The sequence below is a fragment of the Paenibacillus sp. FSL P4-0127 genome, assembly GCF_038007325.1.
GTDB lineage: Bacteria > Bacillota > Bacilli > Paenibacillales > Paenibacillaceae > Fontibacillus > Fontibacillus macerans.
Genome location: NZ_JBBOWY010000001.1, coordinates 3,841,904 through 3,867,131 on the forward strand (window position 1 = coordinate 3,841,904; position 25,228 = coordinate 3,867,131).

At 54.4% G+C, this 25,228-nt stretch carries 24 protein-coding genes; all 24 read left to right on the forward strand.

The window, feature by feature from the left end:
- The first annotated feature begins 15 nt into the window (after window positions 1–15).
- The 24 genes from flhB to proS all read left to right on the forward strand — a co-directional run bounded on the left by flhB (window position 16) and on the right by proS (window position 25,032).
- On the forward strand, window positions 16–1,104 hold the full coding sequence (flhB, locus tag NYE74_RS17345) for a flagellar biosynthesis protein FlhB (protein WP_341005019.1): 1,089 nt from the start codon (window positions 16–18) through the stop codon (window positions 1,102–1,104).
- A 23-nt stretch (window positions 1,105–1,127) separates the two neighbouring features.
- Complete coding sequence (gene flhA / locus NYE74_RS17350) at window positions 1,128–3,164, forward strand: flagellar biosynthesis protein FlhA (RefSeq protein WP_036622282.1); 2,037 nt, start codon at window positions 1,128–1,130, stop codon at window positions 3,162–3,164.
- Window positions 3,161–4,576 carry a flagellar biosynthesis protein FlhF gene (gene flhF, locus NYE74_RS17355; protein WP_341005020.1) on the forward strand — a complete coding sequence of 472 codons (1,416 nt, stop codon included), beginning with the start codon at window positions 3,161–3,163 and terminating at the stop codon, window positions 4,574–4,576. Before flhA ends, flhF begins: the two co-directional genes overlap by 4 nt.
- Window positions 4,573–5,460: a MinD/ParA family protein gene (locus NYE74_RS17360; protein WP_316561027.1), complete on the forward strand. Its 888-nt coding sequence runs from the start codon at window positions 4,573–4,575 to the stop codon at window positions 5,458–5,460. Before flhF ends, NYE74_RS17360 begins: the two co-directional genes overlap by 4 nt.
- Window positions 5,461–5,485: 25 nt before the next feature.
- Window positions 5,486–7,000 (forward strand): protein-glutamate methylesterase/protein-glutamine glutaminase, encoded by a 1,515-nt coding sequence (locus tag NYE74_RS17365; protein WP_213509519.1) that lies wholly within the window; start codon window positions 5,486–5,488, stop codon window positions 6,998–7,000.
- A 29-nt stretch (window positions 7,001–7,029) separates the two neighbouring features.
- Complete coding sequence (locus NYE74_RS17370) at window positions 7,030–9,108, forward strand: chemotaxis protein CheA (protein ID WP_341005021.1); 2,079 nt, start codon at window positions 7,030–7,032, stop codon at window positions 9,106–9,108.
- 29 nt (window positions 9,109–9,137) lie between these two features.
- Window positions 9,138–9,599 carry a chemotaxis protein CheW gene (locus NYE74_RS17375; RefSeq protein WP_036622292.1) on the forward strand — a complete coding sequence of 154 codons (462 nt, stop codon included), beginning with the start codon at window positions 9,138–9,140 and terminating at the stop codon, window positions 9,597–9,599.
- A 3-nt stretch (window positions 9,600–9,602) separates the two neighbouring features.
- Window positions 9,603–10,229, forward strand: a complete 627-nt coding sequence (locus NYE74_RS17380; RefSeq protein WP_036622294.1) for a chemotaxis protein CheC — start codon at window positions 9,603–9,605, stop codon at window positions 10,227–10,229.
- On the forward strand, window positions 10,222–10,719 hold the full coding sequence (locus tag NYE74_RS17385) for a chemotaxis protein CheD (protein WP_036622296.1): 498 nt from the start codon (window positions 10,222–10,224) through the stop codon (window positions 10,717–10,719). The genes NYE74_RS17380 and NYE74_RS17385 overlap by 8 nt, the downstream gene beginning before the upstream one ends.
- A gap of 2 nt (window positions 10,720–10,721) precedes the next feature.
- The gene (locus tag NYE74_RS17390) at window positions 10,722–11,144 is read left to right on the forward strand and encodes a hypothetical protein (protein WP_155619484.1); all 423 of its coding nucleotides are present in this window, start codon (window positions 10,722–10,724) and stop codon (window positions 11,142–11,144) included.
- 15 nt (window positions 11,145–11,159) lie between these two features.
- Window positions 11,160–11,948, forward strand: coding sequence for a FliA/WhiG family RNA polymerase sigma factor (locus NYE74_RS17395; protein ID WP_036622300.1), 789 nt, complete (start codon window positions 11,160–11,162; stop codon window positions 11,946–11,948).
- Window positions 11,949–11,995: 47 nt separating this feature from the next.
- On the forward strand, window positions 11,996–13,405 hold the full coding sequence (locus NYE74_RS17400; protein WP_371861068.1) for a DUF342 domain-containing protein: 1,410 nt from the start codon (window positions 11,996–11,998) through the stop codon (window positions 13,403–13,405).
- 72 nt (window positions 13,406–13,477) lie between these two features.
- Window positions 13,478–13,807 carry a hypothetical protein gene (locus tag NYE74_RS17405; RefSeq protein ID WP_036622302.1) on the forward strand — a complete coding sequence of 110 codons (330 nt, stop codon included), beginning with the start codon at window positions 13,478–13,480 and terminating at the stop codon, window positions 13,805–13,807.
- 90 nt (window positions 13,808–13,897) lie between these two features.
- Complete coding sequence (locus NYE74_RS17410; protein ID WP_036622304.1) at window positions 13,898–14,521, forward strand: hypothetical protein; 624 nt, start codon at window positions 13,898–13,900, stop codon at window positions 14,519–14,521.
- Window positions 14,518–15,123: an endolytic transglycosylase MltG gene (locus tag NYE74_RS17415; RefSeq protein ID WP_036622306.1), complete on the forward strand. Its 606-nt coding sequence runs from the start codon at window positions 14,518–14,520 to the stop codon at window positions 15,121–15,123. The genes NYE74_RS17410 and NYE74_RS17415 overlap by 4 nt, the downstream gene beginning before the upstream one ends.
- Before the next feature lie 429 nt (window positions 15,124–15,552).
- Window positions 15,553–16,251 carry a 30S ribosomal protein S2 gene (gene rpsB / locus NYE74_RS17420; RefSeq protein ID WP_036622308.1) on the forward strand — a complete coding sequence of 233 codons (699 nt, stop codon included), beginning with the start codon at window positions 15,553–15,555 and terminating at the stop codon, window positions 16,249–16,251.
- A 326-nt stretch (window positions 16,252–16,577) separates the two neighbouring features.
- A complete protein-coding gene (gene tsf, locus NYE74_RS17425; RefSeq protein WP_036622310.1) occupies window positions 16,578–17,228 on the forward strand; it encodes a translation elongation factor Ts in 651 nt (216 codons plus the stop codon).
- 129 nt (window positions 17,229–17,357) lie between these two features.
- Entirely contained in the window at window positions 17,358–18,086 is a 729-nt protein-coding gene (gene pyrH / locus NYE74_RS17430) for a UMP kinase (protein ID WP_036622311.1), read from the forward strand.
- Window positions 18,086–18,640 carry a ribosome recycling factor gene (gene frr, locus NYE74_RS17435; protein WP_036622313.1) on the forward strand — a complete coding sequence of 185 codons (555 nt, stop codon included), beginning with the start codon at window positions 18,086–18,088 and terminating at the stop codon, window positions 18,638–18,640. Before pyrH ends, frr begins: the two co-directional genes overlap by 1 nt.
- Before the next feature lie 71 nt (window positions 18,641–18,711).
- A complete protein-coding gene (locus tag NYE74_RS17440) occupies window positions 18,712–19,479 on the forward strand; it encodes an isoprenyl transferase (RefSeq protein ID WP_036622315.1) in 768 nt (255 codons plus the stop codon).
- Between the two features lie 19 nt (window positions 19,480–19,498).
- Window positions 19,499–20,296 (forward strand): phosphatidate cytidylyltransferase, encoded by a 798-nt coding sequence (locus NYE74_RS17445; RefSeq protein WP_124332731.1) that lies wholly within the window; start codon window positions 19,499–19,501, stop codon window positions 20,294–20,296.
- 645 nt (window positions 20,297–20,941) lie between these two features.
- Window positions 20,942–22,081 (forward strand): 1-deoxy-D-xylulose-5-phosphate reductoisomerase, encoded by a 1,140-nt coding sequence (locus NYE74_RS17450; RefSeq protein ID WP_341005029.1) that lies wholly within the window; start codon window positions 20,942–20,944, stop codon window positions 22,079–22,081.
- A 150-nt stretch (window positions 22,082–22,231) separates the two neighbouring features.
- Window positions 22,232–23,506 (forward strand): RIP metalloprotease RseP, encoded by a 1,275-nt coding sequence (gene rseP / locus NYE74_RS17455; protein WP_036622320.1) that lies wholly within the window; start codon window positions 22,232–22,234, stop codon window positions 23,504–23,506.
- Between the two features lie 74 nt (window positions 23,507–23,580).
- A complete protein-coding gene (gene proS / locus NYE74_RS17460; protein ID WP_270619055.1) occupies window positions 23,581–25,032 on the forward strand; it encodes a proline--tRNA ligase in 1,452 nt (483 codons plus the stop codon).
- Window positions 25,033–25,228 lie beyond the last annotated feature (196 nt).

Consider the following 25,228-nt stretch of genomic DNA (forward strand, 5'->3'; position numbering starts at 1 on the left):
GATGGGGGATTGAAGGTGGCGTATCGCTATTCGCTTGACTTGCAGCTTTTCGCCGGCGAGAAGACGGAAAAAGCCACGCCCAAGAAGCGGCAAGATGCCCGCAAAAAAGGTCAAGTGGCCAAAAGCCAGGATCTGTCGGGAGCGCTCGTCCTATTATCGGGGTTTTTATGTCTGCTTTTTTTCGGCGGATTCATTAAGGAACGGCTGGTCGGATTGTTTGTGGACGTGTTCTATAATCGGCTTACAGCCGAGGTGACGAAAGAGAACGTCATGACGATGCTGGGCGATTACGCGGTGCAGATCTTACTGCTGATTGCTCCGATCTTGCTTGTCGTTATGGTCGTCGCGGTCGCCACCAACCTGGCGGAAGTCGGTTTTATGGTGACGGGCGAGCCGCTTAAGATGAAGCTTAGCAAGCTCGACCCCATCAAAGGGTTCAAACAAATTTTCTCGATGCGGTCGCTGGTTGAATTCGCAAAAACATTATTTAAGCTCACGGTGATCGGTTATATCGTATATTCGACGATTTGGGGCTTAAGGGGAAGCATTTCCGCACTGGCGCATCTTCCGGCGGAGGGGATTTTTCATTTTGCCGCGGAGATGACGACGAACCTCGGAATCAAGATCGCCGCCGCCCTGCTTGTACTTGCGGTGCTCGATTACATGTACCAGAAATACGAGCACGAAAAAAGCCTAAAAATGTCCAAACAGGACATTAAGGACGAGTACAAAAACCAGGAAGGCGATCCGCTGATCAAAGGAAAAATCCGCGAGCGGCAGCGTCGGATGGCGCTGCAGCGGATGATGCAGGAAGTGCCGAAAGCCGATGTCATTATTACGAACCCGACGCACTTCGCGGTGGCTTTAAAATACGACAACTCGAAGATGGATGCTCCCCAGGTCGTCGCCAAAGGCCAGGATTACGTGGCCTTGCGGATTAAAGAGATCGCCAAGGAGCACGGCGTCATCACGATGGAAAACAAGCCCCTCGCGCGGGCGCTGTTTCAAAGAACGGAAATCGGCGACACGATTCCCGCCGATCTGTTTCAGGCCGTCGCCGAAGTGCTGGCCTATGTATATAGAATAAAAGGCAAAGTGAAATAAGGAAGGGACGGAGGGAACTCCCCGTGAAAAAGTATAGAGATTTATTCATTCTTGTTGGCATTATCGGCATCGTTCTGCTCATGATCGTCCCGATCCCGACGTTGCTGCTGGATATTCTTCTGATCGTAAATATTTCTTTGGCTCTAATCATTTTGCTGGTCGCGATGAACACGAAGGAAGCATTGCAATTTTCCATCTTCCCGGCAATGCTGCTGATTACGACATTATTCCGGCTGGCGCTGAACATATCTACCACCAAGCTGATTCTGGGACAGGCCAAAGCCGGCGACGTTGTCGCCACGTTTGGCTCATGGATATCGCAGGGACAACCCGTGGTCGGCTTTGTCGTCTTCCTGATTCTGGTGGTTGTGCAGTTTATCGTCATTACCAAAGGTTCGGAGCGCGTGGCCGAAGTAGCGGCCCGTTTCACCTTGGACGCGATGCCGGGGAAACAGATGAGCATCGACGCCGATTTGAACGCCGGGCTGATCAATGAGCAGCAGGCCAGGGAGCGGCGCTCCAAAATCGAACGGGAAGCCGACTTTTACGGCGCGATGGACGGTGCGAGCAAATTCGTGAAAGGCGACGCCATCGCCAGCATCGTCATTCTCCTGATCAATTTGATCGGCGGTTTTATCATCGGGATGTCGATCCATGGCATGCCGTTTGGCGAAGCGTTGTCAACTTATTCCATACTGACGATCGGGGACGGTCTGGTCAGCCAGATTCCTGCGCTGCTGATTTCCACGGCGGCCGGTCTGATCGTGACGCGGGCTTCTTCCGAAGGCAACCTGGCCGAAGATATCACCGGGCAGTTGTTCCATTATCCGAAGCTGCTTTATATCGTTGCCGGAACGATCGCCATGCTCGGCCTGTTTACGCCGATCGGCATTTGGACCACGTTCCCGTTTGCGGGACTGATGATTTTTGCGGCCATACGGATGCAAAAAAATATGAACCGCAAGCAAATCGAGCAAGAGCAGCAAGAGGAAGAACAGCAGATCGAAGAAGTCCGCAGTCCCGAGAGCGTCATCAACCTGCTGCAGGTCGATCCGATCGAATTCGAGTTCGGCTACGGGCTTATTCCATTGGCCGATACGAGCCAAGGCGGGGATTTGCTGGACCGGATCATCATGATCCGGCGCCAGTGCGCGCTTGAAATGGGGCTCGTCGTTCCGGTTATCCGCATTCGCGACAATATTCAACTAAAACCTAACGAATATGTCATCAAAATAAAAGGAAATGTCGTAGGCGGCGGTGAATTATTACTTAATCACTATTTGGCGATGAGTCCGGGGATGGATGACGAGTCGATCACGGGTATTGAGACCCGGGAACCCGCCTTCGGACTTCCGGCCCTTTGGATCGACGAAACGATCAAAGACCGGGCCGAATTGTCCGGGTACACGGTCGTGGATCCGCCTTCCGTCGTAGCCACGCATTTGACGGAGCTGATTAAAAAGCATGCGCACGAACTGCTCGGACGGCAGGAAACAAAGGCGCTGGTCGACAACCTCAAGGAACATTACGCGGTTCTTGTCGACGAGCTGATTCCGTCGATCCTGTCGATCGGGGATGTGCAGAAAGTGCTGGCCAAGCTGCTCCGCGAAAAAATTTCCATCCGCGACATGGTCACGATTTTCGAGACGCTGGCGGATTACGGGACTTACACCAAGGACCCCGATGTCTTGACCGAATATGTCAGACAGGCGCTGTCGCGTCAGATTACGCAGCAGTTCACCCGGCCGGGCGAAACGATGCGGGTCATTACGGTAGGTCCGTCGCTGGAGAAAAAAATCGCCGAAAGCGTCCAGCAAACGGAACAGGGCAGCTACTTGACGATGGATCCCCAATCGACGCAAACCGTGTTCCAGAAGCTTACGGAACAGATCAACCGGCTTGTGCAGATGGGGCAGCAGCCGATCTTGCTGACCTCCCCGACCATTCGCATGTATTTGCGGCAAATCATTGAGCGCAGCATGCAAGATATCCCGGTATTGTCCTACAGCGAGCTTGAACCCAATGTTGAAATCCAAAGTGTCGGGGTGGTGAATTTATGAGAGTGAAGCGCTATATCGTCGACGCAATGCCTGACGCGATGCTGAAGATCAGGAGCGAGCTTGGGGCGGACGCCGTTATTCTGAGCACCAAAGAAATGAAGGTCGGGGGGTTCCTCGGATTGTTCGGAAAGAAGAAGATCGAGGTCATCGCCGCGACGGAGGGGAATGAAGCCCCCTCCCCCAAGGCCAAAACGGCTAGGCCAACCCCAGTGGCGCCTGCTCCGGTGGCAAGGGGGGCCGTTCCCGAGGCGTATCGTAAAACTTCGCAGCTCGGATCGCCGGCGGCAAGTCCGTCTTTGTCATCCGCGGCAACCGCGGGCCTCGCGGCCATCGCATTGCAAGAGCGGGAGGAACCGCCGGTCATCGGAACCTCTCTTCCAGCCGCTCCCGAGCGGACGCCGTTCTCCCCGCCGGCGGCGCCTGCCGCCGATGCCTGGCCTGCCGCGGACGTGCCGAATCACGGCGCACAGCCTGCCCGGCTGAGCCCGGCTTTGGAGCACACAAGTCCGGCCGCCGCTTCGGCCGCGGACTCCAAGGAGGAACGGCTGCTTGAAGACATCCGGCAGATGAAGATGTGGCTCAGCCAGCTTGCCAAAAACCAGGAAGGCGGCCGCGAGCTGCCGCAGGCCCTCCTGTCGATTCAGAATCAGCTGTTCGGCCAGGAGGTGTCGGCCGATCTTTGCGATTCCTGGATCGAGGAAGTGTATCAGGAGTGGAGCGAATCCGGAAAGTCGCTCAGCGACGAGGAGCTTACCGCACAGTTCCGCGGCAAAGCCGGCGCGTTTTTGGAGGGGCGGATCGGCTCAGGGATCGAAGAGGGGACGCGCATCGTCTATATTGCGGGGCCGACGGGCGTCGGCAAAACGACGACGATCGCCAAACTGGCGGCCGATCAGATTTTCCGGGCCCGCAAAAAGGTCGGTTTCATCACGGCGGATACTTACCGGATATCGGCGGTCGAGCAGCTTCGCACCTACGCCACGATCCTGAACGTGCCGCTTGAAATCGTACAATCTCCTGGGGATGTGCAGCGGGCGATGCAGCGGCTTGAACATTGCGATTTGATTCTGATGGATACGGCCGGCCGGAACTATTTGAACGAAATTTTTGTGGCGGAGCTGCACAGTTTGCTTGCGCCTTCGGATGTCAGCGAAATGTATCTGGTGCTCAGCTTGACGTCCAAAACGCAGGACATGAAAAAAATAACCGAGCATTTCAGCAAATACGGCCTGGATAAAGTGATTTTCACCAAGTTGGACGAAACGGAAAGCGTCGGGCCGATTTATAATTTGCTGAATGCTTATCCGCTCAAGGTTTCTTACATTACCAACGGCCAGAACGTCCCGGATGATCTGCTTCAAGCGGACCGGGAGCTGCTGGTCGACATCCTTATGGGGGAACGGAAGATATGAATGATCAGGCCCAGTCACTCAGACAACTGGTTTCGTCGCGGGATGATTCTGCGGAATCGGTCCCCAGAAAAGGTTCGGCCCGGATCATTACCGTCAGCAGCGGCAAAGGCGGGGTCGGCAAATCGAATTTTACGCTCAATTTTGCCTTGGCCCTAAAGTCGTTTGGAAGCAACGTGCTGCTGTTTGACGCCGATATCGGCATGGCCAATATCGACGTATTGATGGGCGTGAGACCGAGGTACAACTTGTACCATCTGCTCAAGGGCGAAAAAAGCATCTCGGAAATTATTGAACTGGGAACTCATTCATTGCCGTTTATTGCCGGGGGATCGGGATTGGCGGATCTGTTCGCGTTATCCGATGCGGATTTGAACTACTTCACCTCGCAAATCGAATCCGTCTCGGAGGGGATGGACTACATCATTTTCGATACCGGTGCGGGCTTGTCCAAAGAAACGTTGAAATTTATCGCCGCCGCCGACGAATGCCTGGTGGTGACGACGCCCGAACCGACGTCGATCACCGATGCGTACGCTTTGATCAAAGTCGTGCACGGCTTGGACGAACATGTGCCGTTCCGGTTGGTGATCAATCGGGTTACCGGGGAACGGGAGGCCCGTCAGGTTGCCGATAAAATATCGCTGGTAACCCGCCGTTTTTTGGGGATGGACATCCCTACTCTTGGGTTTCTGAGCGACGATGCGCGCGTCGTGCAAGCGGTCAAGAAGCAGGTGCCCTTTACCATCGCTTTTCCGGGCTCTGCGGCGGCGCGCGATATTGAGCGTTTGGCTATCGCTTATATGAATGTTCCACAAATCAAGCCAAGGGATTCTATGTCAGGAATCAAGGGATTCATGCAAAAGTGGTTGAAACTAGCAAAATGATTCTGGAACAGGAGTGGAACAATCGATGCCTTATCGAGTATTGGTGGTAGACGATTCAGCGTTTATGCGGAAAATCGTGTCCGACCTCGTCGAGCAGGATCCGGATTTCAAAGTGGAGGCTACGGCCAAAAACGGCCGGGAAGCGATCGAACAAATCGCGGGGCTGAAGCCCGACCTCGTCACCATGGATGTGGAGATGCCGGAGATGAACGGGCTGGACGCGCTCAAAGTGATTATGAAGGAGCATCCGCTCCCGGTCATTATGCTGTCGGGAATCAATGAACAGGGAATGAGGGAAACCATCATGGCCCTGGAGCTGGGGGCTTTCGACTTTATCCGCAAGCCGTCGGCCTCGACCAGCTCGCACGACATCGCGCAGGTTGGGCGCGAGCTGCGGGAGCAGATGCGCGGCGCGATGCTGGCTGCGGAGCGGAAAGCGGCCCGCGAGGAAGCGCTGCGCTCGGCCATGGCGCCGCCTGCGGGCGGCAAGGCGGGCGCGGACGCGGGCAGTAAGGCGGCTGCGCCAGGCCGGACGAAGCCGGCCCGGCCGTCGGCGGCCCCTGCCGGCAGCGCCGCGTCCGCGCAGGCGCCCGCGCCCGGGGCGCCGGGCAGCGGCAGCGAAGGCGCGCGCCGCCCGGAGGCGCGCCTGCCCCGGCCGCAGCCCGGGCGTGCCGCGACGCAGCCCCCGGCCGCGCCGCACGCCGGCCGGGGCGAACCGGACCGGCGCCCGCCGCAGGACGGGGACAGCGCGCGCCCTGCGGGCGGGCCGCCGCGCCGGGAGCCGCAGGCTTCGCCTGCCGCGGCAGCGCGGCCGGCAGCGCGCGCGGCCTCCGCGCGGCAGGACGCGCCTGCGGCGCCGCCGAAGCCGCCGCTGGAGCCGGCTCAGGCGGAGACCGCGGCGGCCCGGGAAGCGGCCGGCGGCAGCGCCGCACGGTCCCGCCCGCGGAACGCCGCCGCCAAGAGCTTTACCGATCTGGTTGCGATCGGTACGTCGACGGGCGGCCCCAAAGCGCTGAAAGCCGTGCTGGAGAAAATTCCGGCGGATTTTCCGGCCCCGATCGTTATCGTGCAGCATATGCCGCCGAATTTCACCAAATCGCTGGCCCAACGCCTCAATAGTTTGAGCGAATTGAACGTGGTCGAAGCGGAAGAGGGCATGGAGCTGCTCGGCGGTACGGCCTATATTGCTCCGGGAGGTTTCCATTTAAACGTGGTGCCTGGTCCGGCCGAAAGCTACAGATTGCATCTGTCGCAGGAAGAGCCCTGTAACGGACACAGGCCGTCGGTGGATGTCTTGTATAAATCGCTGTTCCCGCTGGAATCGCTAAAACGGCATATCGTGCTTCTCACGGGAATGGGCAGCGACGGGGCGAAAGCCATGAAGCGGCTGTATGACGCCGGCGTGACCTCCACCATTGCCGAGAGCGAAGAGACCTGCGTGGTGTTCGGCATGCCGCGCTCGGCAATCGAACTGAATTGCGTCAGCCACGTTTTGCCGCTGCATGAAATCGGCCCCAAGCTTGTACAAGTTGTGAAATAAACGGAATCTCTTGGAGGAGGTGCCTCACCATGGACATGAATCAATATTTATCCATGTTTATCGATGAGTCGAACGATCATTTGCAATCACTGAACGAAAAGATGCTGGAGCTGGAAAGCAACCCGGACGATATCAGCATCGTCCAGGTTATTTTCCGGTCGGCGCATACCTTAAAAGGGATGGCGGCAACGATGGGGTTTGAGGATCTGTCATCCCTCACCCACCAAATGGAGAACGTGCTCGATTTGGTTCGCAACGAGAAGCTGAAAATGCAGGAATTCATTTTCGATACGCTGTTCCGCGGCCTCGATGCTTTGCAGTCGATGGTTGAGGACATAACCCAGGGGGGCGAAGGGAAGGCCGACGTCAGTTCCATCGTGGCCGATCTGCAGTCGATCGTGCGCGGCGATTTTGGGCAGGGCGGCGGCTCCGACGCCAAACCGGCGGCGGAAGCTCAAGGAGCGTCCGCTGCCGGTGCGATCCAATTGGACCAGTACCAATACTCCGTTTTGGAGCAGTCCATCGCCGAAGGGCACCAAGTGCTGTATGTCGAAGTCGCGATTTCCGAGGATAGCCAGTTGAAGGCGGCGCGAGCTTACATGGTGTTCGACCTGCTGGAACGCTTCGGGGAAATCGTGAAGGCTTACCCTTCGGTGCAGGATATTGAACAAGAGAAATTCGACCGCAGTTTCTCGCTTTATTACATAACGCAGAAAGAGGCTGCTGAAATCCAAAGCATGATTCTGAATCTCTCGGAGATCGGTTCGACTCAGGTTGCGGCATTGGATCACGAGACGCTCGCCCAGCTTGCGGCCGGCGCCAAGGAAACGGCGGCATCCGCCGCGCCTGCGCCGGCTCCGGAGACGAAAGCAGCCAATCCCGCGCCGGCAGCAAAAACGCCGGCGCAGCAAGGGGAACATAAAAGCGGCGCTCGCGCCGGCGGCGGTACCCCCGCTCCGTCGCGGACGATCCGCGTCGATATCGACCGGCTGGACGTGCTGATGAACCTGCTCAGCGAGCTGCTCATCGACCGCTCCCGCCTGGAGCAGTTGGCGAATGAAGTAAAACGCGCCGATTTAACGGAAACGGTGGAGCACATGAGCCGGGTCGGCAGCGATTTGCAAAATATCGTGCTGAAGCTGCGGATGGTCCCGATCGATACCGTATTCAACCGGTTTCCGCGGATGGTCCGCGATCTGGCCAAATCGCTCGACAAAAAAATCGATCTCGTCATCGTGGGAGCCGAAACGGAGCTTGACCGGACCGTGATTGACGAAATCGGCGATCCGCTCGTCCATCTGCTGCGGAACGCCGTCGATCACGGAGTCGAGCCGGTGGCCGAACGGGTGGCCGCCGGCAAACCGGAGACGGGAACGGTCAACCTCCGCGCTTTCCACAGCGGCAACCACGTGTTTATCGAAATCGAAGATGACGGGCACGGCATCGACCGTGACAAAGTGCTGAAAAAGGCGCTCAAAAACGGGGTCGTCAAGGAGAGCGAGGCGGCTTCCATGACCGATGAACAGGTGTACATGCTGTTGTTCGCTCCAGGCTTCAGCACGGCGGAAGTGATTTCCGACATTTCCGGACGCGGCGTCGGCCTCGATGTCGTCAAATCCAAAATCGAATCGCTCAGCGGGGTGGTTTCGGTACAATCCAAGCTGGGCGCTGGCACCAAATTTTCGGTTCAGATGCCGCTGACCTTATCGATCATATCCGCGATGCTGATCAAGGTCGGGGCGGAGAAATACGCGATTCCGCTCTCCTCTATCGTCGAAACCGGACTGATCAAGCGGGAGCAGGTCCGCGAGCTGCACGGCTACATGATGATTCCGTACCGGGACACGCATATTCCGCTGATGTCGCTGGCGCAATTGTTCGACATTCCGGGCTTTTCGGAAAGCGATGAGGAAGAGACGGAAATCGTGGTCATCCGCAAAGGCGACCGGATGGCCGCGCTTGCGGTGGAGAGTTTCATCGGACAAAGCGAAATCGTCATCAAGAACCTGGGCAAATACCTCCCTGCGATTCAGGGCGTGGCCGGGGCCACCATTTTGGGAGACGGGCAAGTGGCGCTAATCATCGATCCAAATGCATTCATTAAATAAGGTTTGAATCATTAAGGAGGGATTTCCACATGGGACAGGAATTGAAAGTCATCGTTTTTAAGTTGGGGCATGAGGAATACGGCATCGAAGTGGACAAAGTGCAAACGATCGAGCGGATGATGCCGATCACGCGCGTGCCTAAGACGTTTTCCTTCGTTAAAGGGGTTATCAACCTGCGCGGCGTCGTTATTCCCGTTATCGATCTTCGCGGCCGCTTCGGTCTGCCGGAAACCGAGTACACCGATCAGACCAGGATCGTCATCGTTGCGGCCAACGATTTGGAAGTCGGCTTTATCGTCGATTCCGCCAACGATGTCATCGATTTGGATTCCGATTTGATCGATTCGCCGCCGGATGTCGTCGGCGGAGTCAAAGCCAAATACCTGGACGGAGTGGCCAAAATTTCCGAGGAACGTTTGCTCGTGATGTTGAACCTTTCCGAAGTGCTAAGCCGGAAAGAAATCATCCAGCTGGAAAGCTTAGAGGACTAGATCGTGGAGCTCTTTAAAGACTTTGAGGATTTGAAGCTTGACATTTTAAAAGAAGTCGGCAACATCGGGGCGGGCAACGCGGCGACCGCGCTGTCGAAGCTGCTGGACAAGCCGATCGATATGGCGGTGCCGAAGGTGCAGATGCTGCCTTTCGAAGCGGTAGCCGAACGCGTCGGCGGCGCCGAAAATATCGTGCTTGCGGTATTTTTCCGCGTGGAGGGCGAAGCTCCGGGAAACCTGTTTTTCATTCTTAGCCCGGAAGCGGCCAAAAAATTGCTGCATCGCCTGGCGGGGATCGAAGTGGAAAGCGAGGACAGCTTTTCGGAAATGGAATGGTCGGCGCTTTCGGAAATCGGCAACATTTTGGCGGGCTCTTATTTGTCCTCGCTGGCCGATTTTACGTCTCTGTCGATGGCGCCCACGGTACCTGCGCTGGCGCTGGATATGGCGGGGGCGATCCTGAGTTACGGGCTCCTGCAGTTTGGTGAGATGGGAGACTCCGCCCTGCTGATCGATACTACGTTTATCGAAGGACACCATGAGGTAGAGGGACAGTTTTTCCTGATTCCCGATCCGGATTCATTCGCCAAAATTTTCACTGCGTTGGGAGTACCGGCCCAGCATGATTGATGAACAACGTGTCGTAAAAGTGGGCATGGCCGAGTTGAACGTCATAACGCAGCAGGGATTGATACGTACGACTGGGCTAGGCTCCTGCGTTGGGCTTACGCTATATGATCCGCAATTGAAAGTGGCCGGCTTGGCGCACGTCATGCTGCCCTCATCGGAGATCGCCCGGGAAGGGGCTTTGAACGTTGCGAAATACGCGGATACGGCCATTCCTGCGCTGTACCAGAAACTAATCGGTCTCGGAGCCTCTCCATCCCGGCTGGTGGCCAAAATGGCCGGAGGCTCCCAGATGTTTTCCTTTGGGGGGAACAGTGATTCGATGCGAATCGGTCCGAGAAACGTGGAATCTTGCAAGTTGCAATTGGAAGCATTGAAGATCCCCTTGTTGGCGGAGGATACCGGAGGAAATTACGGCAGGACGATCGAGCTGGATAACGAAACGGGGATATTATATGTGCGAAGTGTACAAATGGGGATAAAGGAATTGTAGCCATGGCAGGAAAAACGCGATATTACTTGTTGTTGGGCTTTATCGGTTTTCTTATTACATTTGCGGTATCGGCGGGGAACAATTTGTTTATGACCAGCTTTATCCGGGGACTAATCGCCTTTGTCGTCTGGTTTGTGCTTGCCTTTGCGTCAAGCTGGATGTTCGGTTTTCTGAAGGAGCTTCCGGGAAACGGAACGGTCGAGCCGCAGGAAGCCTTGCTTTCTGAACAGGGGAAAGGGGGCAATCTCGACTTGACGACGCCGGACGAAAGCGAGCAGCTTAATGAACTGCTGAAGCCGCCCTCGAATTCGCCGGGCGAAGCCGCGGATTTTACGCCGCTGAGTCCGCCGAAACTCGTGAAAACACCTGACGACAAAGATCCTGAAGAGCTGGCCAAGGTCGTTCGTCACCTGACAGAAAAATAAGGAGGGTGAAGGCAATTGAACGAGCGGAAGACATCAACTCTGAATTATGCCGAGGTTTGGGAAAGATGGAAAGAGCACGGCGATTTGGAGGCCAAGAAACAACTTATCGAAAAATATCTGCATATTGTCGACTACGTTTCGGGACGTCTCGCCGTTGGCCTTCCCAAGAACGTTTCCAAAGATGATTTAGCCAGCAATGGGGTGATGGGGCTGATCGATGCGGTCGAAAAATTCGACTACAAACGCGGCCTTCAATTTGAAACCTATGCATCCTGGCGGGTACGGGGAGCGATTCTGGACGGCCTTCGGCAGGGGGACTGGGTTCCCCGTTCCGTGAGAGAGAAAGCCAAAAAAATCGAAGAAGGCTATCAGCACTTGGAACAGAAATATCTCCGCTCCGTAACGGACGCCGAGATGAGCGCCTACTTGAATATCAGCGAGAAAGAGTTTCAGAGCATGCTCCAAGAAGTCGCCGTCATGACACTTTGTTCCCTTGAGGACCCGATTCGCGAAGAAGAGTCGGAAACTCGTCTCACATTACTCGTTGACGAAAAAGCAAAAAACCCGGATTATAAAGTCAGGGAGTTTTATTTAAGGGATTCATTGGCAAAAGGAATCGAAAAACTGACCGAAAAGGAAAGAACGGTCGTCTCCCTGCTTTATTATGAAGATTTATCGTTAAGCGAAATCGCGGAAGTGATGTCGCTTTCGCCTTCGCGAATTTCCCAGCTTCACTCCAAAGCGATTTTACGGCTTCGCGGCAGTTTGGAGAAGCAGCGGGAATTGCTGATGTGCGAAGACTGACGGGTAAATCATGAACGAGTGAATCGGAAGAGAGGAGGAACGACTTCTTGGAGCTTATGGACGATTTAAGGCAGATCTTAAGCGTCACGTTAAATGATGACAAGACGGTAGCCTACCTGCAGTTTTTAAAGAAGGAAGACGATTTTTCCTGTACGGAGGACGCGCTGCGTCAATTTTTACATAGCGAAGGGCTTAAATTCGGGCTACAGGAAGACATCGTCAGACGTTTTGCGTCGAATCCGAAGGAGTACTTTTTCAGTAGAACGCCGATTGCCATCGGGCAAGAGCCGGTGCACGGGCAAGACGGTTCAATCCGCTACGCGCTTTCCCTCGATGACGACAACCGCCATCAACCGGCGGAAACCGAAGACGGCAAAGTGGACTTGAAAGATATTACGAGGCTGAACAATATCCGTAAAGGCCAAATCATCGCCGAACTTGTCCCTCCTGTGCCCGGACGCCCGGGAACGGCCGTGACCGGGGAAGTGATTCCCTGCAAAGACGGGAAAGCCGCCCGTTTCAAAATCGGGAAGAACGTCGTCCTGAACCCGGAGCAAACCGCCCTGTATGCGGCGATTGACGGTCTGGTGACGCTTACCGACAAGGGGAAGCTAAACGTATTCCCGGTATACGAGATCAACGGGGACGTCGATTACAGCATCGGCAATATCGATTTCGTAGGAACAGTCGTTGTCCGCGGTAATGTACTGACCGGCTTTAGGATCAGTGCGGCCGGGGACATTCGCGTTGTTGGCGGGGTTGAAGGGGCGGAACTGTACGCCGACGGGTCTATCGAAATCACCGGCGGGATCATCGGTTACAACAAAGGTTTGGTCAAAGCCGGGCAAAACGTGAAAAGCTCGTTTATTCAGGACGGAAACGTTCAGGCGGGGGAGGACGTCATCGTTTCCCAAAGCATTATGCACTCCAATATCCGCGCCGGGCGCGACGTTTTGTGCAGCGGGGCGAAAGGGCTCATCGTCGGCGGCAGCGTCCAGGCCGGGGAAAAAGTGATCGCCCGGATCATCGGCAACCCGATGTCGACGACGACCTCGATCGAGGTGGGGGCGCTGCCGGAGCTGCGCAACGAGCTTCAGGAATTACGCCAGCAGGTGAAGGATCAGCTGGCGAATCTCGACAAAACCGAGAAAGCGCTGACACTTTTGGATCAACTCGCCTCGCTCGGAAAGCTGACGCCGGACAAGGTGGCGATGCGTTCCAAACTGAATTTGACTAAAAAATCGAATATGCAGGAATTGGATTTGATGAAAGAACGCATGCTTGCGATCGAAAAAGCGCTGGAGGATACCGGCAAGGCGCGCGTTGACGTACTGAAAATGATTTACGGCGGTTCCAAAATCGTGATTGGCCGCTATACGAAATATATCAAAGAGCCCATTTCGCGCATGTCTTTTTACTACAGCGAAGGGGATATTTCCATGTCGGCTTACATCTAACAACGGCTCCTATTAGGAAGGAATCCTGGTTCTTATCGAAGTATTTTCCTTCATTTCGGATGAGGTGATCCCATGAATATGAAACCCGTGGAATTGCAAATCGCGGTCCCGCGTACCAGCGAAGCCGGCCGCGTTCAGCATGATCAGCAGCATCGCCCTCTTCTCGATCAGAATCTGCTTTCGCAGCAAGCCGTCAAAACCGGGGAAGCGGACCGCCAGCGGACCGCTGAAATGGACGAGAGCAACCGCAATAAGAATGTAAGGCGGGAAGGAAATGGCTCCTCCGGCCAGGAGCAGGAACCGGAACGCGGGTCCGGCGGCAAACCGGATGAGCCGGAGACGAAGCCGGAGCACTTGGCCGAGCATCCGTATAAAGGGCGGCATATCGATTTCTCTCTGTAATTCGGGGAACTTACTTCAGGGATCGGGCGAGGATGCAAGCCGGCCTTAAGTTAGGCACTTCAATTCAACAGCAAAAAGGTGAGGATTACATTGTCATTTGGAGACCCCTGGTTCTATGTTGTACTTCTGGGGGCGGCGGCGCTTGTATACGCCCTGCTATTGCCGGGACGCCAAGCCTCAAGCCCGAAGAACGACGCGGCGAAAGAGATGGAAGCCACGCTGGAACAATACATGTCGGAAATCGAAAGAGAAAATCAGGAGCTTATCGATTTGGTGTCCCAGATGAAACAGGAGTTTGCCTCCAAACAGCTGGCCCAGCAGGAGCAGATCGCCGAGCTGCGCAAGCGGCTTAGCGATGTGGAGTTTTCGGCCCGGCAGAGCGAAGCGCGCTTGGAAAGCTTGGCGACTTCCGCAGGGGAGAACGTCTCCGCCGTTTCCGTTCCGGCAGCAGCCGCGGCGGAAGCAAGCTTGACGATCGCAAGCGCCGCCGTTTCCGGACAAGCTTCCGAACCGGCCGCGCTTGCGGCCGGGCCCGCCCCGGAACCGGCGTCTGCACCGGAGGATGACGGAGATCATGTCCGCGGCAGGTATCCGGAACTGTTTGACTTATATGAAAAAGGAAAGTCGATCGACATGATCGCAAAGTCGACGGGACTTCAACGGGGCGAGGTGCAGCTCATCCTGCAGTTGGCCAAAAAGGAGGAGTCCCGATGATTAAAAACCGCCATTTTATGCTGGGGCTTGGCTGCGGTCTGATTGCCGGAGCGCTCCTTTTGCAGTTGATGATCCTTGGACAAGGGGGCGGCAAGATTTATACGGCGGAGCAGGTGAAGCAAGCCGCCGAACAACTCGGCCTGAAAGTTGTCGCTGCGGATGAAGAGTTGCTGACCGAAGAGCAGTGGCAGGAGAAAGCCGGCACCGGCCAGGAGGATGGGGGAGAAGGAGTTGAGCCGGATGTTCCGGCGTCACCCAAGAATCCCGATGCTCCGCAAGCTCCGGCCGCGCCGGCCAAGCCGAGCTCGGCAGAAAACAAGCCGCCGGCAAGCGCGGATGCGGAGAAGCCGCAAACGCCCGCTAAGCCGGCCAAGCCCGCGGCGGTTTCCGTCGAGTACAAAATCGCTTACGGCAGCACGCTTGCCGGCGTGGCGGAAGGCTTGTATAAGGCCGGCGTGATTACGGAGAAGGAAGCTTTTTTGAAGGCGGCCAAAGCGAAAAAAATCAATAACAAAATCCGAACCGGAACGTACACGTTTACCGAGGGTGAAGATTACGACTCGATTATTGCCAAAATTTCGCCAAAGGCTTCGGGAAAATAAACCGGAGCCCATCCGCAAGGCACCGAAAGGTGCCTTTTTCGCGTGTACTCGTCCGAAAGGCGAAATAAGGGAAACATCGGTTGCATCCGTTTTTCACTTATGGTATATTAATTGACGGTGTTATAACGCACGCCGGCTGATTTCGACAAGGGTGCTCTCTCAATAAAATGTGTGTTCAAAAAGGTTGGTTTTCAGCACCGAGAAGGTTGGATGAAGCCAGGGACGAAAGGAGCGGAGCGTACGTTTTGGGTACGTGAGCAACGGAAGGCCCGGCTGAATTCAAGATTCGACGTCGAATCCGCTTCTTGACCTTCTTCGTGATCAAAAGCGGACTTTTTGAACTACCTCTTTAAGCAAGGGAGTCTTGTCGGGAAATGAAACCTGCGGAGGAAGCATCATAAAAAAACCAAACTTAGGAGGTGCGTGAAGATGGCAGTAATCTCCATGAAACAACTGCTTGAAGCAGGCGTTCACTTCGGTCACCAGACTCGTCGCTGGAACCCGAAAATGGATCGTTATATCTTCACCGAAAGAAACGGCATTTACATTATCGACCTGCAAAAAACGGTCAAGAAAGTCGAAGAAGCTTACAACTTCGTAAAAAGCATTGCGGAAGAGAACGGAACCATTCTGTTCGTGGGCACGAAGAAACAAGCTCAAGATTCCGTGAAAGAAGAAGCGGAACGCGCTGGCCAATTCTACATTAATCAACGCTGGCTGGGCGGTACTTTGACTAACTTCCAAACGATTCAGAAACGGATCGACCGTCTGAAACAATTGGAAACTTGGGAAGAAGACGGTACGTTTACCGTATTGCCGAAAAAAGAAGTTATCATTCTCCGCAAGGAGAAAGAACGTCTTGAGAAATTCCTCGGCGGGATCAAGAACATGAAAGGCCTGCCAAGCGCTTTGTTCGTCATCGACCCGCGCAAAGAGCGCATTGCGGTTGCGGAAGCCCGCAAACTTGGCATCCCGATCGTAGGTATCGTTGATACCAACTGCGATCCGGACGAAATCGACTACGTCATTCCGGGCAACGACGACGCGATCCGCGCGGTTAAACTGTTGACCAGCAAAATGGCGGACGCCGTGATCGAAGCTAACCAAGGCGAACAAACGACGGCGTAAGCGGCTAATTGCCGACAATAAGCGATAAATTAAATGAAAAGGGTGGTTGGTAGGTGTCAAACCTCTCACTACCCTTTTTTTAAAGAGGAAGTTTAAAAATCGGATTTTGATCACGAAGATATTTCGTGGGAGAGATTTCGGCGTCGAATCTTGAACTTGGGCCGGGATCTCCGGTGCTCACGTAGGCCTTACCTACGCTCCGCTCCTCAATCCCTGGTTTCGTCCAACCTTCTCGGTGCTGAAAACCCGATTTTTAAACCTTGATTTTAAAGAGAAGTTTAAAATCGGCTTTTGATTTTTATAACAATAACGGAGGGAATTAAACAATGGCTGTTGACGCTAAAACGGTTAAAGAACTACGTGAAAAAACGGGCGCAGGGATGCTCGATTGCAAAAAAGCGCTGGAGGAAGCCGGCGGCGATCTGACGAAGGCGATCGAGTTGCTTCGCGAAAAAGGTCTTGCCGCTGCCGCCAATAAAGCTGGCCGCATCGCTACGGAAGGCGTGGTTGAGTCTTACATACACGCCGGCGGACGGATCGGGGTTTTGGTGGAAATCAACTGTGAAACCGACTTCGTTGCCAAAACGGATCAATTTAAAGATTTCGCCCGCGATATCGCCATGCATATCGCTGCGATGAGCCCGCGTTACGTTCGCCGTGAAGAAGTGCCGCAGGAAGAAATCGAAAAGGAAAAGGAAATTTTAAAGGCACAAGCCCTTAACGAAGGCAAACCGGAAAAAATCGTGGAAAAAATGGTGGAAGGCCGCATCGGCAAATATTTCGAAGAGTTCTGTTTGCTGGAGCAAGCTTTCGTTAAAGACCCGGACAAAACGATCTCCCAGCTGGTTAATGAAAAAATCAGCACGATCGGCGAAAACATTTCCATCCGCCGCTTCGTTCGTTATGAACTTGGCGAAGGTATGGAGAAGAAAGTGGACAACTTCGTAGAAGAAGTAATGTCCCAAGTAAATAAATAATCTAAAGACCAATCATAAACGCAAGGAAAGTTGGAACACGCCGTGTTCCTTCTTTTTTAAGATCAAAGGCGTTGGTAGACGTTTTTCTTTATTGTTTGTCGCGAATGAGTTCGATGTGGAGGTATACATTTGGAACAGCCAGTGTTTAAACGTGTTGTATTAAAGGTCAGTGGGGAGTCGCTTGCCGGTCAAAACGGGTACGGTATCGACGCCGACACCATTTCATCCATCGCCGAACAGGTCAAGGAAGTGGTGGAACTGGGCGTTCAGGTAGCGATCGTTTGCGGCGGGGGCAATATTTGGCGCGGAATTGCCGGGAGCGCCAAGGGCATTGACCGGGCTACGGCCGATTACATGGGCATGCTCGCGACGGTGATGAATTCCCTGGCCCTGCAGGACGCGCTGGAGCAGATCGGGGTTCCGACCCGGGTGCAAACGTCCATCGCGATGCAGCAAATCGCCGAACCTTATATCCGGCGCCGGGCGATTCGTCACTTGGAGAAAGGCCGGGTCGTCATCTTTGCCGCCGGCACGGGCAATCCGTTTTTCTCTACGGACACGACTGCTGCGCTGCGCGCCGCCGAGATCGAAGCGGAAGTGATCCTCATGGCGAAAAATAAAGTGGACGGTGTTTATTCCGCCGATCCGTTTGTAGATCCGAATGCGGTGAAGTACGAATCCCTCACTTATTTGGATGTGCTGAACAAAAACTTAGGTGTTATGGACTCCACGGCTTCATCGCTGTGTATGGACAATGACATTCCGCTGATCGTGTTTGCCATTACGGAACAAGGAAACATTAAGCGGGTCGTGCTCGGTGAAAAAATCGGGACGATCGTTAAAGGGAGTGTTGAATAATGCCACAGTCAGTTAAAAAGCATGCCGAAGAACGCATGGACAAAGCAATCCAGGCGCTGAAAAGAGATCTTGCGACGCTGCGTGCGGGAAGAGCAACTCCATCGCTTTTGGATCGCATTCAGGTGGAGTATTACGGGGCGCCGACTCCGGTCAATCAATTGGCCAACATCAATACGCCGGATTCCCGGACATTGTTGATCCAGCCTTGGGACAAATCATCGCTGTCCGATATCGAACGCGCGATCCAAAAATCCGATCTCGGGCTGACCCCGGCGAATGACGGATCGTCCATCCGGTTGACGATTCCGCCGTTGACGGAGGAACGCCGCATTGAACTCGTGAAGATGACGAAGAAGCATGGAGAAGAGGCGAAAGTCGCCATCCGCAACATTCGCCGCGATGCCAACGACGAGATCAAGAAGCTGGAGAAAACGGATATTTCGGAAGACGAGTCGCGCCGGCATCAAGAGGATATTCAGAAAACGACGGATAAATACATCGCGGAAGTAGATAAGGTTCTTGCTGCGAAAGAGAAAGAGATTATGGAAGTTTAAGAGACGATAAGCGGCCCCTCCTTTTACGGTGGGGTTTTGTCTCTTTTTCATCATCGGCTGGAGGAAAAGGAATGATCAAGTTATTTCAACCCTGGTGGAAAAAAAAGCAGCGTCCGGCGTCTGTTGTTTTAGCTCCCGACAACATTCCAAAGCATGTGGCCATCATTATGGACGGGAACGGGCGTTGGGCGCGCAGGCTTGGTTTGCCGCGAATCGTCGGACATCGTACAGGTATGAAAGCCGTCAAGCGTGCGACGATTGCGGCTGACGAACTTGGCATTTCCGTTTTAACGCTGTATGCTTTCTCGACGGAAAATTGGAAACGGCCGAAGGATGAAGTCGATTTTCTAATGTCGCTTCCGCAGGAATTTTTGGCGATTGAGCTTGACGAGTTGATTGAAAAAAATGTCCGGGTGCGAATGATGGGATACACGGACATGCTGCCTCCCCATACGATAGCCGCCATGGAAGAAGCGACCGAGCGTACAAAACACAATACCGGACTTATTTTGAATTTTGCCCTGAATTACGGCGGCCGCCGCGAAATTGCCGAGAGCGTCAAAGCCGTTGCCAGGCTTGTGCAGAACGGTGAGCTGTCTGTGGAAGACATTACCCCCGATTCGATTGATAGCCATTTGCTATCGGCGGGGCTGCCTGAGCCGGATCTGCTCATCCGGACCGGAGGCGAACTGCGGCTCAGCAACTTTATGCTTTGGCAAACGGCTTACAGCGAACTGTGGTTCACGGATGTTTACTGGCCGGAATTCAAGCAGGAGCATTTGATCGAAGCGGTGGCCGAATATCAGCGGCGCACGCGGCGCTACGGCGGATTAAGCTAGCGATGGAAGGTGTAAACTCTTGAAACAGCGGTTGATAACAGGGATCGTCGCCGGCGTTTTTTTTCTGGGCATGTGCTGGCTGGGCGGACTAACCTATCATGTACTCATCTTAATAATGGCTCTGATCGGCTACTATGAATTCGTCCGTATGACCGGGCTGCCGGCGTTTGGCGGAACCGCCGTTTTGGGATATTTGAGCGTTTTGTATTTGGGTTTTCCTTGGACTCTTTTACAAATCCCCATGCCGCTCCCGACCTTGGCGATCCTATGGCTGCTGATGCTTCTGTTTTTGGCGGTGACGGTGACTTCCAAAAACGAGGTTCCGATCGCTCAAGCCGCGCTGCTGTTTCTGGGCGCCGTTTACATCGGAATCGGGTTTGCATCGATCGCTGAGACGCGCAGCACGCCGGACGGCCACGGGCTGTTTTGGACATTGCTGCTGCTGGCTGCGATTTGGAGCAGTGACGCCGGGGCTTATTTCACCGGCCGCCGGTTTGGAAAGAGCAAGCTGTGGCCGGCTATCAGTCCGAACAAGACGGTTGAGGGAGCGCTTGGCGGAGTAGCGTTGGCGGTGATCGTTGCGGTCGTTTTTGCCGTGATTTCCGGCGGCTTGTTAAGTATTGGACGAGCTGCGGCGGTTGGGGTATCCGCCGCCGTCGTCGGACAATTCGGCGATTTGATTCAGTCTGCCTACAAACGTGTATACGGTGTTAAGGATACGGGGAAGCTGCTGCCCGGTCATGGCGGGATTTTGGACCGCTGCGACAGTTGGATTGTGGTGTTCCCATTCATACATATCCTTTCTCTCCTCCCGTAGAGGTAGTTTAAAAATCGGCTTTTGTTTACGAGGCAAGAACTAGTAGACGGTTCTGAGAAATAACGTCAGTATGATGGTAAGTGAAGAATTGAGAAAACGGCAAAATAGTCTTTTGAAAATCCCGGGGACAACATAAAGGAAAAAAAGGGCGCTATTTCAGCCGATGTCCCCCATGTTGCGTGAAATAGAGGAGTTTTATGGCGCTATTTTCACGATCTAGTGGCAAAAGGCAGCATTTTCGACCTGTTCATCGGAAATAAGACCCAAAAGTTCCCTTATGGTGATGAATTGGCTCAAATTCGGGAAATAGGCCCCTAAAGTTCCTCTATTTTATGGGGACGATGCTGAGCACAAGACTAATGTAGAATAAAGTGATCCATGGCCCCTGTCCGCAGATAAGCTATATTATTTCCGGATCATTCTGCTAGATGATGATTCGATATCGAATCTTGAACTCAGCCGGGCTTCCGTTGCTCACATAGGCTTTACCTATGCTGCGCTACTCAGTCCCTAGTTTCGCCCGACCTAAAGCGGTTTGAAAAAACGCACATCGGAAGCATATGCTTCGGTGCTGAAAAGCCGATTTTTAAACATTGATTGAAATGAGTTTGAAAATCACAAAACTCCATTGTTTAGAGGTGCGAGATGAAAAAAATAGCGTTGATCGGATCGACGGGGTCGATCGGTACCCAAACGCTGGATGTCGTACGGCAGCATCCCGGGCAATTTGAAATTACGGGGCTTGCGGCCGGCGGAAATATCGGGCTGTTTGCCGAACAGGTAAGCCGGTTTCGGCCGAAAAAAGCTTCGGTGGCCACGAAAGAGCTGGCCGAGCGGGTACGCCCTCAGCTTCCGGAAGATGTGCAGCTGTATTACGGGGAGGAAGGACTGATCGAGGTGGCTGCGGGGACGGAGGCGGAAACGGTAGTCACCGCCATCGTGGGCAGCGCCGGCCTCCCGGCGACGATCGCGGCGATTGAGGCCGGAAAGCATATTGCGCTGGCGAACAAGGAAACGCTGGTAACGGCGGGCCATCTGGTTACCGAAGCGGCGGGGCGCAAGGGCGTCGCTTTGCTGCCGGTCGACAGCGAGCATTCCGCTATTTTTCAATGTTTGAACGGGGAGCGAATCGAAGAGGTGCGCCAAATTACGCTGACGGCTTCCGGCGGCTCGTTCCGCGATTTAACCCGTGAAGAGCTGCGAAACGTTACGGTCAAGGATGCGTTAAAGCATCCCAATTGGTCCATGGGCGCCAAAATTACGATCGATTCGGCCACGATGGTCAACAAAGGACTGGAGGTCATTGAAGCGCATTGGCTGTTTGGCCTTCCTTACGAACAGATCGGAGTGCTGCTGCATCCCGAGAGCATTATCCACTCTTTCGTTGAATATCGTGACGGCAGCGTAATCGCCCAATTAGGAACACCGGATATGCGGGTTCCGATCCAATACGCGCTTTCCTATCCGCGCCGCTGGCCGTCCGAAGCCAAAAGGCTGTCTCTGGCGGAAGTGGGCAAGCTGCATTTCCGGGAGATGGACTACAACCGGTTCCCTTGTTTAAGACTAGCCTTCGAGTGTGGTAAAATAGGGGGGACAGCCACTTGTGTTTACAATGCTGCCAATGAAGTGGCCGTCGCCCGCTTTCTAAGCGGAAACATTTCGTTTCTGCAGATTGAGACGATTATTGAAACGGTGTTGTCCAAACACGACGTTCAGGAGGAGCCGGATCTGGAAGGGATTCGCTCCGCCGACCGCTGGGCCCGGAACATGGCCGAATCTTTATAGAGCCCGCCCGCTTGGGCGGAACCTCTATAAAATTCCTCTTTTGCACCGGAAAAGTCCGGCGGCGGTATTCTCTTGTGCCTGATCGGAGAATAATGTTAATCTAAGAAGACGCCCTAGGACGATCCGTGGCCAAAAGGAGGATGCTTACGCTTGGAATTGCTTAAAATCATATTTTTGACGGTGCTCATGTTCTTCATCATCGTCACGGTGCACGAATGGGGGCACTATTACTTCGCGAAACGCGCAGGTATTTTGGTGCGTGAATTCGCGATTGGCTTTGGACCGAAACTGCTTTCTTTCAGAAGAGGAGAGACGCAGTTTACATTGCGCCTGCTTCCGTTCGGCGGGTATGCCCGCATGGCGGGGGAAGAGCCCGAACTGGTCCAGATCGCCGAAGGACAAACCGTCGCGCTGCGCCTGGATGGCGATACCGTACGTAAAATTTATTTGGACCGGCTGGACAGCCGCAAAAATGTTATCCGCGGCGAGGTGCGGCACGCTGATTTGCAGGACGATCTTGCAGTTCGTCTGGATGTGGATGGAGAGGTGGTCTCTTACCCCGTTCATCCGCAGGCGATGCTGGTGACCAAAGGCAAAGAAACACAAATCGCGCCGAGGGATCGGCAATACGGAAGCAAGACGGTCGGGCAGCGGGCGTTGTCGATCTTCGCCGGGCCTTTTATGAACTTTGTTTTGGCCTTTGTGTTGTTTGCCCTGCATACGCAAATGGCGGGGATTCCGCTGGAAACGCCAAGCCATCTGCAGATCGGCGAAGTTGTGAAAGGGATGCCGGCGGCGGAAGTCGGGCTTCAGCCTGGAGATATTATCGAGACGATCAACGGTCAGCCGGTCGGCACCGATGCGAACGCAATGATCGGGAAGATTCAAGCTTCCAAGGGCAAACCGATGCAATGGACGGTCAAACGCGGCGAAGAAACGCTGAGCTTTACGATTACCCCGCGCGGAGCCGAAAATGAAGACGGAAAAGTGGGCAGCACGATCGTGACGGTTTTCCCGACCCGCAGCGCCTCCTTCGGCGAGACGTTCCAGGTGGCCGGACAGAAAATGGTGTCCACGACCGAGGGGATTTTTCTCGGCTTTAAGCAGTTGATCAACAAGTTTTCCATGGACGATCTGGGCGGGCCGGTGCGCACGTTTGAAATGACGGGGCAAATCGCCAAACAAGGGTTAGCCCAGCTTACGTATTGGGCGGCAATCCTGAGCCTTTACCTTGGCATATTCAACCTGCTGCCGATTCCGGCGCTGGATGGCAGCCGCCTCGTGTTCCTTGGAGTCGAGGCACTGCGCGGCAAGCCGATCGATCCGAACCGCGAAGGCATGGTGCATTTCATCGGCTTTGCGATGCTGTTCCTGCTGATGATCGCGGTCACCTATAATGATATATTGCGTTTGTTCCACGGCTGACCGGTTGCCCGAACCGTGCGAATCACGCGGTGAAATAAAAATTGTTGTTTTTTAACGGGAGGACAAGGGTTCTTATGGCAAAAGAGGAGAAACAATTCGTTACGGAGATTACCCCGCAGGGAGAAGACTTCTCCAGATGGTACATCGACGTGATTAAAAAAGCGGATTTAATGGATTACTCGCCGGTGCGCGGCTGTATCGTTTTTAAGCCGGACGGTTACGAAATCTGGGAACACATTCAGGAGGAGCTGGATCGCCGTTTTAAGGAAACGGGGCATCGCAACGCTTATTTTCCGCTCTTCATTCCGGAAAGCTTCTTCCAGAAGGAGAAGGAACATGTCGAAGGCTTTAACCCGGAGCTGCCTTGGGTAACCGAAGCCGCCGGCGAGAAATTGGAGGAGCGGCTGGCCATCCGTCCGACCTCGGAAACGATGATCGGGCATATGTATGAGAAATGGATTCAATCCTACCGGGATTTGCCGGTGCTGATCAACCAGTGGGCGAATGTGGTCCGTTGGGAGAAACGGACGCTGCCGTTCCTGCGCACTAGCGAATTCCTTTGGCAGGAAGGCCATACCGCCCATGAAAACGAGCAGGACGCGCGGGAAGAGACGATGCGCATGCTGGAGATTTACCGCGATTTTGTCGAGAACTACTTGGCGATTCCGGTCATTGTCGGGCAAAAAACGCCGTCCGAAAAATTCGCCGGCGCGGTGGACACCTATTCTATCGAAGCGATGATGAAGGACGGCCGCGCCGTGCAAGCCGGAACCTCTCATTATTTGGGGACGAATTTTGCTTCGGCCTTTAATATTCAATATTTGAACCGGGAGAATGTCCGGGAATATGTGCATACGACTTCCTGGGGGGTAAGCACCCGGCTGATCGGCTCGCTGATCATGGTTCACGGCGACGACCGCGGCCTTGTTCTGCCGCCGAAGGTTGCGCCGAAGCAGGTGATGATCATTCCGATCGGCCCGCCGAAAACGTGGGACGCGGTGGTGGGAAGAGCCGACGAATTGTTCGCTGAACTGAAGCAGGCGGGGATTCGCGTCGGCATCGACGACCGCTCCGATCTTCGTCCGGGGTGGAAATTCAACGAATACGAAATGCGCGGCGTGCCGGTGCGCCTGGAGATCGGACCGCGGGATATGGAGAACGGCGTGTGCGTACTGGTTTCCCGCATCAGCGGCGAGAAAAAAGTCGTGCAGCAGGCCAATCTGGTCGTAGAAGTCCGGGCGATGCTCGAGCAGGTGCATCAGGAAATGTACGATCGCGCCAAGGCGTTCCGCGAGGAGCATTTCTACTCCGTGGACACGCTGGATGAAATGAAGGCGAGCATTGAAGAAAAACGCGGCTTTACGCTGGCCGGCTGGTGCGGTTCGGAGGCTTGCGAACGCCAGGTGAAAGAGGAAACCGGCGCGACCAGCCGCAACATTCCATTTGAACCGAAAGAGAAGAAGCACACTTGCCTTGTTTGCGGGGAACAAGCCAAACATACCGTCGTTTTTGCCAGAGCCTATTAAAACTTGAATTATTTGTCCAAGCCATAAGAGGTTGATCAAAAAGCGATAAAGCCGACTTTTTGAACACGCATGATACGGGGAAACCCCTGTGCGGGCAAACCAACACAGCCAAAAGAGGGCTTTCGGCAGTAAATTGTCGGGCAGGTTCATTGCCTGCCGGTTTTCTCGCCGGAAGCCTTTTTCATGCAAGCGGACG